Here is a 12,880-nt window from a genome sequence, read left to right on the forward strand (position 1 = left end):
GAGGCCATCAAGATATTGCTGACCATTACCCCCTCCCTGGCCAAAGAGAAGAATAAGTTTGGCGATACGGCTCTCCACTATGCTGCTTATAGTGGCCAAACAGTGGCCATCCAGGCATTGCTGAACTTTGACCGCTCCCTGGCCAAAAAGAAGGATAAATATGGCCGCACGGCTCTCCACGAAGCTGCTTTTAAAGGCCACACAGAGGCCATCCGGACATTGCTGGACTTTGTCCCCTCCCTGGCCAAAGAGAAGGATAAAGATGGCTTGACGGCTCTCGACAAAGCTGCTGAAAAAGGCCACACAGAGGCCATCCAGATATTGCTGGCCTTTGACCGCTCCCAAGCCAAAGTTAAGGATAAGAATTGCGAAACGGCGCTCAATTTAGCTAAGGGCTTCAAAGAGACCGCCAAGGTATTAATGTCCTTTGCTGCTGTTTCCAAGGCCGATCATGAAAAAGACAACAGTACGCTCACAACCAACGTGAAGATCGACGATACAAAAAAAAACTGACAATATAGCTCAGGCTGGCTCTGTTGCCACTAACGATCCTGCCCCGTCTGATAGTAAAACTGCGGTTGACTCTCGTAAAAAGTCATTCAATGAAGGCCCGGATACTGACCTGGCACCACGGGAACTGTCAACAATTGAGTCACCCGCTATCAGCGAAAACAGAAAAGCTCTGGCTGATTCTACTGCTGAGGAGGACAGCATAGTATTCCCGCAGGAATATCCGCACCCAGGGGAAGCCAAAGACGTTGATGAGCTTGGGAAAACAAAGCTGCACCGTGCGGCAGAGAAGGGCGACATTTCGGAACTGCATTCTCTAAGCTTTAAAGAGAATATCAACCAAACTGACAACAGTGGAAAAACAGCGCTGCATTATGCTGCTGAAGTGCTGTATTATACTGAGAAGGATCTCAAACCACTAAAAGAAATAATCTCTAAAGAGAATATCAATCAAACTGACGACAGTGGAAAAACAGCACTACATTATGCAATTTTAAAAAAGAATGAGAAATGTCTGGAAAAATTATGTGAAAACTATATGTATCTCTCGGGCATAAATATTAATCATGCCCTGCGATTAGCCATCGATGAAAATTATAACAAATATACAGAGATACTGGTCAATAGGATGCACCTGGAAGATCAAGACGACACTGACCGTAAAACACTCCTGCACTACGCTGCTGAAAAAGGCAACAAAAATTACTTGGAAAAATTTCTGGTGAAAGCGATACGTGAAGAGAACTTGGAATCCATCAAGCTTAAAGATAAAAGAGAGAGAACACCCCTGCACTACGCAGCCGAGAAGGGACACAGATATTGTCTTCAGTTACTACTACTGAAAGAACCCAAACTGGAGAAAGAACTCAAACTGAAGAAAGAACTCAAAGAATTAACATGGATCAATGATAAAGATAAAAATGGTGACACGCCACTGCTCCTGGCTGCTACTGATGAATGCGTAAGAGAGCTGATAAAGGCTAAAGCTGATGTGCATGAGAAAAATTACAATGGTATAACGCTACTGCATCGTATAGCCATGTCAGAGAAGAGCATTAATTGGCTGAAAGAAAATTACAAATGCTCTAAAGATATTAATGAACCTGACATGGACGATAATACTCCGCTACACTATGCAGCTTAAAACGGTAATATAAAATTTCTGCAAGTGATCTGTGAAAAAGAAGGTAAAACTATACATAAATATTTCGATACTAATAATAATCAAGGTGTTTCACCACTACTTTTAACTATTCATAATGACAACAAAAATGAAGGCCTGATAAAACTGATCAAAACCAAAAATATAATACAAGATAGTTACCAGCTTTCGAGGTTGTTTCTGTATGCTGCTGCTTATGGCAAAAACGATTACCTGGAAAGGCTTTTTGATGAAAAGTTTAACAAAACAATAGATATCAATCACCCAGTTCAGCATAGTGGTATGGCTGCTTTGCACTATGTCATTATCGATAAATGTTGGAACTACAATAGTTCTAAGGAGGTTCAAGGATATGAAAAATGTCTTGAGTTCATACTCTCCAAGTTCGATGACGTAAACATCAATCTCAAAGATAACCAAGGCAAGACACCATTACATTTGGCTGCCGAGGCAGACAATATTAAGTGCCTGATAGGGTTGCTAGGCCAAATAAAACACCCAGTTGATATCAATGCTGAGGATAAGCAAAACAATAAACCCCTGGATTTGGCTAAACACTCTGTTTGCCAAGAGGTCCTGCAGGAGGACTGGAATAATCTCAACGACTGTGAACGCAAAAATAAAGGTGAGTATTATCTCAACAAATATTTTGAAGGACAAACCTGTCAGACCAACGGCCAAAATGAAAATACTCACAGTCTAAGTAATCCAGTTGACTTATCAGATGGTTCTATTCGCTATCAAGAAAAAGTATTTATAAATGATCATGTAGTTGATCGCCTTGATAAAATTAAAGTAGATTATCCAGGTTTGAATTTTATCCCTTGCCCTGAAGTTAACTCCTTTGTTTTTTTGGCAAAAGATTTTGTTGATAAAATTATTAAAGGCAGGCATGAAGATGTAATTTTCGGCTATTCCGGAATTAGAGGGAATCGCAATACCATAAATCCTAAAGACCTGAAACAAATCTACCGTACCGTACACTTTATTCCTGGATTTGAATCTTATAACAATTTAATACTGGATAGCTATCCTTTTCATATTGTAGGCACCAAAGGTAAAATTATTGAATTCTTGGGTAAATATGAAAGATTGCATTTTACGGCAAAAAGTATTGACAAAAAAGAGCAGTCAAAAGCCAGAGTTAGTGTGAATGTAAAGGTATGTCTGGATGATTGTGATCTGCCAAAAATGGTGCGTAATTTTTTCGTGGCTCCAATTAAAGACACTTTTGATGTAATACCATTAGACTTTATTAAGGGAATTATTGAATATGCGAATTTACAAGACTTGCTTAAGATGATTTCAGATACTGTTAACACTAGCAAGGAAAAACTTCAGGAGGAACTTCAGAAGGAAGTTGTTAACACCGCAAAAAAAATGCAGGAAAATCTTAGTAGCGAAGCAGCAGAACAACCTGAAAAAACAGCATCCAAGAAAATCGATAGCGTCATCAATAAAATTCTCAATGAATTAAAAAGGGTCAACAAAACTGATGATATTGACACATTATTGTCAAAAAATAATTTTAAGGTTTGCAGTGGCCCCATCAATTTACTGCAAAACATCAAGGACGGTCAGAAAATTCACATTGAATTTTACCGGTTTGAGTCATCAAACAGCCCCGCCCGTTTACAGATCAACTCAACTGGCAGCCAGGTAGAGTTCAAAGATCTATCTGAAGCATTGGAGATAATTTTTAAAATTTAACTTAATTGCGTACTCAATTCTCAATGGTCTGCTCACTTTTTATGCCCCCAGCTTATAATCAAGAAGCTATAAAAGTAAAACAGGATTAATAAGCGTCAAGAATCAAAACCTGACCCGAGTTTTCCGCCCCTTCAGTAATCAGCGTCTTGAACTTTTGCCAGATATTTGTGGCTGCCATTGCTTGTATTCCTGATAAACGATCACTGTCTAGTGAAAATTGGTTCAATGCCTGACTTTTGATTTAAACGACAATCTTCTTGTTAAAAAAAAATCTGTTTTTTTTTGTGGAACTTACCCTGCTGATTTTTTGTCCTACCCGAAGTTTTGAGTCAAATGGCAGGCTAAAGCGATGGATGGTGTCGGTAGAAACGGGGCAGATGTCCGCTTTAATTGTTCTTCTATCTGTATAAATGACGAACATATCAGAGGACAATTCGGTGGACACTCACTGGTCGAAACATCTTGCAAACCGGAACCCCACGTTTTCCACCTGGGGTGCATCACCCGACACCTTGATGAGCAGAGTGAAACAAGTCTTCATAAACGCCGATGCAGTGAATGCGGGCAACCGGCACTGCCACTGATTGGTAAGGACGGGGAAAGCGTCGATGACGACGAATCACCTTATTGTGAATCCCGAATGCTTAAAGTGGATGTCAATGTCAAAACACATACAGATGGTGCTCCGCCCCTGCATATGGCCGCTCAGAACGGCCACATAGAGTCCGTCAAGGAGCTGCTGGAAAATTATGAAACCCCAGTCAATGAACAGATGAACGATGGCTGTACGCCTCTCCACTTAGCTGCTCGTAATGGTCACACAGAGATCGTCAGGGCATTTAAGGAAATTGCCTCCATGCGCATCCAGGTTGATGTCAAGAATAACAATGGTGATACGGCTCTCCACGAAGCTGCTCGTCAAGGCCACACAGAGACCGTCAATGCATTGGTGGAAATTGACCGCTCCCCACTGCTGGGAAAAGTGAAAAATAACGATGACGAAACGGCTCTTCATTTAGCTGCTCGTAAAAGCCACACAAAGGCCATCATGGCATTGCTGACCATTGCCCCCTCCCTGGCCAAAGAGAAGAATAAGAATGGCCAAACGGCTATCCCTCTCCACTACGCTGTTTACAATGGCCAAACAGAGGCCATCCAGACATTGCTGAACTTTGACCCCTCACTGGCCAAAGAGAGGGACAACGATAGCTGGACGGCTCTCCACTTCGCATCTCATAAAGGCGAAACAGGGGCCATACAAGCATTGCTGACCCATGCCCCCTCCCTGGCCAAAGAGAAGGATAAATATGGCCAGACGGCTCTCCACGTCGCTGCTTTTAAAGGCCACACAGAGGCCAGCCAGACATTGCTGAACTTTGACCCCTCATTGGCCAAAGAGAAGGATGACGATGGCTGGACGGCGCTCTACAAAGCTGCTGATGAAGGTCACACAGAGGCCATCCAGACATTGCTGAACTTTGCCCCCTCACTGGCCAGAGAGAAGACTAACGATGCCCAAACGGCTCTTCACGCCGCTGCTCGTAACGGCCACACAGAGGCCATCCAGACATTGTTGAACTTTGACCACTCACTGGCCAAAGAGAAGGATAGATATGGCTTGACGGCTCTCCACTACGCTGCTCGTAAAGACCAAACAGAGGCCATCCAGGCATTGCTGGACTTTGACCCCTCACTGGCCAAAGAGAAGGATAACAATGGCCAAACGGCTCTCCACTTCGCTGCTGAAAAAGGCCACACAGAGGCCATCAATACATTGCTGGCCTTTGACTGCTCCCTGGCCAAAGAGAAGAATAAGTTTGGCGATACGGCTCTCCACTGGTCTGCTGCTAAAGGCCAAACAGAGGCCATTGAGACATTGCTGGACTTTGACCCCTCACTGGCCAAAGAGAAGGATAACAATGGCCAAACGGCTCTCCACGCCGCTGCTCGTAAAGACCAAACAGAGGCCATTGAGACATTGCTGTACTTTGACCCCTCACTGGCCAAAGAGAAGGATAACGATGGCCAAACGGCTCTCCACTACGCTGCTTATGATGGTCAAACAGAGGCCATCCAGACATTGCTGGACTTTGACCCCTCACTGGCCAAAGAGAAGGATAACAATGGCCAAACGGCTCTCCACTACGCTGCTTATGATGGCCAAACAGAGGCCATCCAGACATTGCTGGACTTTGACCACTCACTGGCCAAAGAGAAGGATAACAATGGCCAAACGGCTCTCCACGCCGCTGCTCGTAAAGGCCAAACAGAGGCCATCCAGGCATTGCTGGACTTTGACCACTCACTGGCCAAAGAGAAGACTAACAATGGCTTCACGGCTCTCCACGCAGCTTCTTTTGAAGGCCACACAGAGGTTATCCAGGCATTGCTGACCATTGCCCCCTCCCTGACCAAAGAGAAGGATAACAATGGCCGCACGGCTCTCCACGCAGCTTCTTTTGAAGGCCACACAGAGGCTATCCAGACATTGCTTGACTTTGACCCCTCACTGGCCAAAGAGAAGACTAAAGATGGCCAAACAGCTCTCCACATAGCTTCTTTTAAAGGCCACACAGAGGCCATCCAGACATTGCTGAACTTTGACCCCTCACTGGCCAAAGATAAGAGCAACCTTGGCCTGACGGCTCTCCACAAAGCTGCTGAAAAAGGCCACACAGAGGCCATCCAGGCATTGCTGGCCTTTGACCGCTCCCTGGCCAAAGAGAAGAATAAGTTTGGCCAAACGGCTCACCACGCCGCTGCTCTTAAAGGCCAAACAGAGGCTATCCAGACATTGTTGGCCTTTGACCCCTCCCTGGCCAAAGAGAAGGATAAATATGGCGATACGGCTCTCCACTTAGCTGCTAGTAAAGGCCACACAGACGCGATCCAGACATTGCTAACCATTGCCCCCTCCCTGGCCAAAGAGAAGAATAACAATGGCGAAACGGCTCTCCACACAGCTTCTTTTGAAGGCCACACAGAGGCCATCCAGACATTGCTGGACTTTGACCCCTCACTTGCCAGAGAGAAGAGTAACCTTGGCTGGACGGCACTCCACGACGCTGCTCTTAAAGGCCAAACAAAGGCCATCCAGACATTGCTTGACTTTGACCCCTTACTGGCCAAAGAGAAGACTAACAATGGCCAAACGGCTCTCCACACCGCTGCTCTTAAAGTCCAAAGAGAGGCCATCCAGACATTGCTGGACTTTGACCCCTCACTGGCCAAAGAGAAGAATAAGTTTGGCGAAACGGCTCTCCACATAGCTGCTAGTAAAGGCCACACAGAGGCTATCCAGACATTGCTTGACTTTGCACTGGCCAAAGAGAAGGATAACAATGGCCAAACGGCTCTGCACACAGCTTCTTTTGAAGGCAACACAGAGGCCATCCAGACATTGCTGGACTTTGACCCCTCACTTGCCAGAGAGAAGAGTAAGCTTGGCTGGACGGCACTCCACGACGCTGCTCTTAAAGGCCAAACAAAGTCCATCCAGACATTGCTGTACTTTGACCCCTCACTGGCCAAAGAGAAGACTAACGATGGCCAAACGGCTCTCCACGCCGCTGCTCTTAAAGGCCAAACAGAGGCCATCCAGACATTGCTGGACTTTGCCCCCTCCTCACTGGCCAAAAAGAAGAATAAGTTTGGCGAAACGGCTCTCCACTTAGCTGCTAGTAAAGGCCACACAGAGGCCATTCAGACATTGCTGTACTATGACCCCTCCCTGGCCAAAGAGAAGAATAAATATGGCCAAACAGCTCTCAACAGAGCTGCTGAAAAAGGCCACACAGAGGCCATTCAGACATTGCAGGCCGCTGGCCGCTCCCTGGCCAAAGTTAAGGATAAGAATGTCAAAACGGCGTTCGATTTAGCTAAGGGCCTCAAAGAGATCGTCAAGGTATCAACGTACTTTGCTGTTTCCCAGGCCGATCATGAAAAAGACAACAGTACGCTCACAACCAACGTGAAGATCGACGATACAAAAAAAAAAGCTGACAAAACAGCTCAGGCTGGCTCTGTTGCCACTAACGATCCTGCCCCGACTGATAGGAAAACTGCGGTTGACTCTCGTAAAAAGTCATTCAATGAAGGCCCCGATACTGACCCGGTACCACGGGAACTGTCAACAATTGAGTCACCCGCTATCAGCGAAAACAGAACTGCTCTGGCTGATTCTGCTGCTGAGGAGGACAGCATAGTATTCCCGCAGGAAGATCTGCCCCCCGGGGAAGCCAAAGACGTTGATGAGTTTGGGAAAACAAAGCTGCACCGTGCGGCTGAGAAGGGTGACTCTTCGGAAGTGCTTTCTCTAAGCTTTAAAGGGAATATCAACAAAACTGACAACAGTGAGAAAACAGCGCTGCATTATGCTGTTGAGAAGCGTCATCATAAATGTCTGGAAGATCTAATCTCTGACGTGAATATGAACCAAACTGACAACAGTGGAAAAACAGCACTAGATTATGCAATTTCAAATAAGGATGAGAAATGTCTGGAAAAATTATGTGAGAAAGAGCAGTATTTCACGCCCAATACTATCAGTCATGCCCTGCGATTAGCCATCGATAAAAATTATGACAGCGAAAGTGCAGAGAAGAAACTGTTTGATAGGATACTCCTGAAAGATCAGGACGAAACTGACGGTAAAACACTCCTGCACTACGCTGCCGAAAAAGGCAACATAAATTACCTGGAAAAATTTCTGAAGAAAGCGAAAAAGGAAGGGAACCTGGAAAAATCCATCATCCTTAAAGATCACAGAAAGAGGACACCCCTGCACTATGCAGCCGAAGAAGGACAAGGACACATTAATTGTCTTCAGCTACTACTGAAGAAAGAACACAAAAAATTAACATGCATCAATGCTAAAGATGAAAATGGTGACACGCCACTGCTCCTGGCTGCTACTGATGCATGCGTAAGAGAGCTGATAGAGGCTAAAGCTGATGTGCATGAGAAAAATCACAAAGGTATAACGCTACTGCATCGTATAGCCATGTCAGAGAAGAGAATTAATTGGCTGACAGAAAATTACAACAAATACTCTAAAAAAGATATTATTGGACCTGACATGGACGAAAATACTCCGCTGCACTATGCAGCTTATAACGGTAATATAAGATTTCTGAAAGTGATCTGTGAAAAAGAAGGTAAAACTATACATAAATATTTCCATATTAATAATAAAATAGGTGTTTCTCCACTACTTTTAACCATTCATAATGACAACAAAAACGAAGGTCTGATAAAACTGATCAAAACCAAAAATGTAATACAAGATATTGACCAGCTTTCGAGGTTATTTCTGTATGCTGCAGCTAATGGCAAAAATGATTGCCTGGAAAGGTTTTTTGATGAGAAAAGGTTTTTTTATGAAAAGTTTAACAAAAGAATAGATATCAATCACACAGTTCAGCATAGTGGTATGGCTTCTTTGCACTATGTCATTATAGATAAATGTTGGAACTGCAATAGTTCTAAGGAGGTTCAAGGATATGAAAAATGTCTTGAGCACATACTCTCCAGGTTCGATGACGTAGACATCAATCTCCCCCGATAACCAAGGCAAGACACCATTACATTTGGCCGCCGAGGCAGACAATATTAAGTGCCTGAAAATGTTGCTAGACCCAGAGAAACGCAAAGTTAAAATCAAAATTAAAATCAATGCCAGTGATAAACAAGGCAAGACACCATTACATTTGGCTGCCGAGGCAGACAGTATTCTGTGCCTGAAAAGGTTGCTAGAAGAAAAAAAAGACACACTTAATATCAAGGCTACTGATAACCAAGGCAAGACACCATTACATTTGGCTGCCGAGGCAGACAATATTAAGTGTCTGATAGGGTTGCTAGACCAAATAAAACACCCAGTTGATATCAATGCTGAGGATAAGCAAAACAATAAACCCCTGGATTTGGCTAAACACTCTGTTTGCCAAGAGGCTCTGCAGGAGGACTGGAATAATCTCAACGACAGCGAACGCAAACATAAAGGTGAGTATTATCTCAACAAATATTTTGAAGGACAAGCCTGTCAGACCAACGACCAAAATGAAAATACTCACAGTCAAAGTAATCCAGATGACTTATCAGATGGTTCTATTCGCTATCAAGAAAAAGTATTTATAAATGATGACGTAGTTGAACTCCTTGATAAAATTCAAGAAAAGTATCCAGATTTGAATTTTATCCTTTGCCCTGAAGTTAACTCCTTTGTTGTTTTAGCAAAAGATTTTGTTGATAAAATTATTAAAGGCAGCCATGAAGATGCAATTTTCGGCTATTCCGGAATTAGAGATAACCTCAATACCATAAATCCTAAAGGCCTGAAACAAATCTACACTCCCATACATTTTAAGCCTGGATTTAAATTTTATAATAATTTAATACTGGATGGTTATCCTTTCCATATTGAAGGCACCAAAAGTAAAATTATTGAATTCTTGGATGAATATGAAAGAAAGTATTTTACGGCAAAAAGTATTGACAAAAAAGAGCAATCAAAAGCCAGAGTCTTTGTGAATATAAAGGTATGTCTGGTTGATTGTGATCTGCCAAAAATGGTGCGTAATTTTTTTGTGGCTCCAATTAAAGACACTTTTGGCCTAATACCATTAGACTTTATTGAGGGAATTATTGAACATGTGATTCTACAAGGCTCGCTTAAGATGATTTCTGATGCTCTGAACACTAGTAAGAAAAAACTTCAGGAGGAACTTCAGAAGGAACTTCAGAAGGAAGTTGTTAACACCGCAGAAAAAATGCAGAAAAATCTTAGTGGCGAAGTAGCAGAACAACCTGAAAAAATAGCATCCAAAAAATTCGATAGCGTCATCAATAAAATTCTCAATGAATTAAAAAGGCTCAACGAAACTGATGATATTGACACATTATTGTCAAAAAAGAACTTTAAGGTTTGCAGTGGCCCCATCAATTTACTGCATAACATCAAGAGCGGTCAGAAAATTCAAATTGAATTTGACCGGTTTGAGTCATCAAACAACCCCGCCCGTTTACAGATCAACTCAACTGGCAGCCAGGTAGAGTTCAAAGATCTATCTCAAGCATTGAAAACGATTTTTGAAGTTTAACTTTAGTGACTGTTGTAAAAGTTACTGACCATTAACTCAGGATAAAAACTCAACGTCGTCTATAACTACAGTATCTGATTAGTTTAAGGAGGATAATTATGTATCCATCCGGCCTGACCAATGACGAGTGGGCAATCCTCAAGCCTCTATTCCCTGACCCTGGCTATGATACTCCAAAAAATGGGCGACCACGTGACTGGAGTTATCGTCTGATATTGAATGCCATATTCTATCTCACTAAAACAGGCTGTCAGTGGCGAATGCTGCCTTCTGACTTTCCACCATGGAGTACTGTCTACACCTATTTCCGAATCTGGAAACAAGATGGCACATGGAAGAAGGTGCATGATGCTCTTCGTGACCAGGTGCGAATTCAGGCGGGCAAAGAGCCACAACCAACAGCAGCAAGCATTGGCCGAATGCTCCGGAATGCGCAGTAATGTGTTCAGACTTTTTTCTTTTTTTTGATCCTCAAAGAGGGAATGCGTGATTGGAGTTGATCGTGGAAGTCGGTTTGAGTTTCTGACATGGTTGTCCGGTAATGGGGGACGAATGGGCAAGGTTTCCCAAGCCAACTTGCGGCCATGGCAATAATGGTTTGCTCTTCTTCATTGCCCGGGAATGTATTTTCCGTGCGAGTAAACAGGTCATCCATGTGCTTTTCAAACACGTTATTTTTATTGGCATTGGGAACCAGAGACAACCTGGCACAGCATACCATTACTCCCCAGAGAGACATTAATATGTCTTGCTGAGAGAGCTGAGGGTTTTCACTGATTTGACAGACAAGCGATTCGAACGTAGAGGTAACCACGTTCAGCTCAACGAATTCACCCAGTTTCGCAATGGACGACAGCAGGTTGGCGATTGGCTGGGTGTCAATTTCGCTGGCTCCAGGTTGTAGGTGGCACTTGAATATTATTGCATCAAGTAGCGTTGACAATAAGGCAGCTTGAGTATGCCTGACACCCTCATCCATGGGGTGATGAGGGGTAAAAGCACCTGCTGAAGTAAATGAATGAAGTGTTGTGGTCAGGCTTCGCCAATTCCAGCTCCGTGTTACTGTAAAATTTTGCAGAAAACGCATCAGCTGGCTTTGTTCCGCTCGATTTAACGGTCTTTTAGAAGCTGACGCGTATTTTTTAATGGTACTGGCAAATTGACCATGTCATGTCTATATCGCCCGGGCCTTGAAGAAGCGGCCTGGTTATCCGGTTGGCGGTAATAATTGCCTGATCTTGCGTTAGCAGCAGAGGTTCTATGCATAATTATATTTCATTAATTCACGAAAATATAATAAAGCAGACAGCTGTTCTGTGCAGAGGTTCTTTTTGCTGCAATATCTAAACTAAGTTTCTGCCAAAATGGAATTACATGGTCGTACCAGTGGGGACATTAAATGTCGATTTTATTTCGGGACAATTACCTGGGAGGCTGACCGAGAACAGCGCCCGTCTAGGCGACCCCGTAGCGAGGATGGCAGAAAATTGAGGATAAAAATTCGGTTTTGTGGGTCACAGTAGGAATGGCGGTCACCCGCCACCCCCTGCGCAGACTGTAGTTGCACTTTCAAGACCTTCTTAATGCATATCACAGCTCTTGTAGGAACTCTTCCATCCAGTCATCGTTGTTGACCAGTTCTGACTCTGTCGCCAATGAATCCAATGTCGCCAATGAATCCAAATCCCATTCCACTATTTCATCAAGCCCAAGTGGGTCTCTTCTCCTTTTCTCGCTGGCTTCATGCCATTCTTTCCGTGTTTCTGAATCCACTGCGTAGCTCATTTTGCAGATAGCAGTGCTTCTTAGGGTAGACATTAAGCCCAAGAAAGCATACCACCAGTGCAAAACTCATCCTGAACAGCCACAATGAAGCTTCTCAAACCACTATCGTGGACTGAACAGGATGAGTACTGCAAATAGTATATCAGTTAAAAAAAACTGCTGACCTGTTTCGACCGGTCAGAACTCCTCAGTATGGCGGAACAGCTAGGTTTTACTATACGACAGCGAGATATCCGTCCTTTGGATTTTTTCCTCTCACTAATCGATGCCCTCGCGGGTGATGGAAACTGTGATACCCAAGCGGATCTACAGCGTAAATTTAACGAGTTGACGGGATTGAATGTCTCTTATCATTCCTGGACAAATCAAGCTAAAAAAGACGCGCTGCCTACTCTTGTCCTGTGGCTGTGGGTACAGTGTCTGGAAATATTTTCCCGCAAAGTCATGGCGTTTGATGAAGACAGTCCATTTTCAGAATTTGAGCACATTCTTATTCAGGACGGCTCATCGCAAGCTGTCTATGATGCGCTGAAGGAAGCATTTCCCGGTAGGTTCTCAACGGTCAGTCCTGCTGCCGTCGAACTTCATAACCCACTTTTACCACCAAAATAAC

The 12,880-nt window shown here is 43.7% G+C and carries 10 protein-coding genes; 7 read left to right on the forward strand and 3 right to left on the reverse strand.

Annotated features, from left to right (window positions below; all coding sequences use genetic code 11):
* Positions 1 to 15 precede the first annotated feature (15 nt).
* The 6 genes from O3276_RS24980 to O3276_RS25005 all read left to right on the forward strand — a co-directional run bounded on the left by O3276_RS24980 (position 16) and on the right by O3276_RS25005 (position 10,922).
* Positions 16 to 513, forward strand: a complete 498-nt coding sequence (locus O3276_RS24980; protein ID WP_332328160.1) for an ankyrin repeat domain-containing protein — start codon at positions 16 to 18, stop codon at positions 511 to 513.
* A 268-nt stretch (positions 514 to 781) separates the two neighbouring features.
* On the forward strand, positions 782 to 1,654 hold the full coding sequence (locus O3276_RS24985; RefSeq protein WP_332328306.1) for an ankyrin repeat domain-containing protein: 873 nt from the start codon (positions 782 to 784) through the stop codon (positions 1,652 to 1,654).
* Between the two features lie 24 nt (positions 1,655 to 1,678).
* Complete coding sequence (locus O3276_RS24990) at positions 1,679 to 3,382, forward strand: ankyrin repeat domain-containing protein (RefSeq protein ID WP_269673735.1); 1,704 nt, start codon at positions 1,679 to 1,681, stop codon at positions 3,380 to 3,382.
* A 349-nt stretch (positions 3,383 to 3,731) separates the two neighbouring features.
* Entirely contained in the window at positions 3,732 to 8,948 is a 5,217-nt protein-coding gene (locus tag O3276_RS24995) for an ankyrin repeat domain-containing protein (RefSeq protein WP_269673736.1), read from the forward strand.
* Positions 8,935 to 10,482 (forward strand): ankyrin repeat domain-containing protein, encoded by a 1,548-nt coding sequence (locus O3276_RS25000; protein ID WP_269676058.1) that lies wholly within the window; start codon positions 8,935 to 8,937, stop codon positions 10,480 to 10,482. Before O3276_RS24995 ends, O3276_RS25000 begins: the two co-directional genes overlap by 14 nt.
* Positions 10,483 to 10,580: 98 nt before the next feature.
* Complete coding sequence (locus tag O3276_RS25005) at positions 10,581 to 10,922, forward strand: transposase (protein ID WP_269673737.1); 342 nt, start codon at positions 10,581 to 10,583, stop codon at positions 10,920 to 10,922.
* Between the two features lie 5 nt (positions 10,923 to 10,927).
* On the opposite strand, the gene O3276_RS25010 is transcribed toward O3276_RS25005, so the two are convergent.
* The 3 genes from O3276_RS25010 to O3276_RS25020 all read right to left on the reverse strand — a co-directional run bounded on the left by O3276_RS25010 (position 10,928) and on the right by O3276_RS25020 (position 12,255).
* On the reverse strand, positions 10,928 to 11,569 hold the full coding sequence (locus O3276_RS25010; RefSeq protein WP_269673738.1) for a hypothetical protein: 642 nt from the start codon (positions 11,567 to 11,569) through the stop codon (positions 10,928 to 10,930).
* Positions 11,570 to 11,592: 23 nt separating this feature from the next.
* A complete protein-coding gene (locus O3276_RS25015) occupies positions 11,593 to 11,748 on the reverse strand; it encodes a hypothetical protein (protein WP_269673739.1) in 156 nt (51 codons plus the stop codon).
* A gap of 324 nt (positions 11,749 to 12,072) precedes the next feature.
* Complete coding sequence (locus O3276_RS25020; protein WP_269673740.1) at positions 12,073 to 12,255, reverse strand: hypothetical protein; 183 nt, start codon at positions 12,253 to 12,255, stop codon at positions 12,073 to 12,075.
* Positions 12,256 to 12,459: 204 nt separating this feature from the next.
* On the opposite strand from O3276_RS25020, the gene O3276_RS25025 reads away from it, so the two are divergent.
* Positions 12,460 to 12,879 carry a hypothetical protein gene (locus O3276_RS25025; protein WP_269673741.1) on the forward strand — a complete coding sequence of 140 codons (420 nt, stop codon included), beginning with the start codon at positions 12,460 to 12,462 and terminating at the stop codon, positions 12,877 to 12,879.
* The last annotated feature ends 1 nt before the right edge of the window (position 12,880 follow it).

Origin of the sequence: Endozoicomonas sp. GU-1, from assembly GCF_027366395.1 — a bacterium.
Lineage (GTDB): Bacteria > Pseudomonadota > Gammaproteobacteria > Pseudomonadales > Endozoicomonadaceae > Endozoicomonas.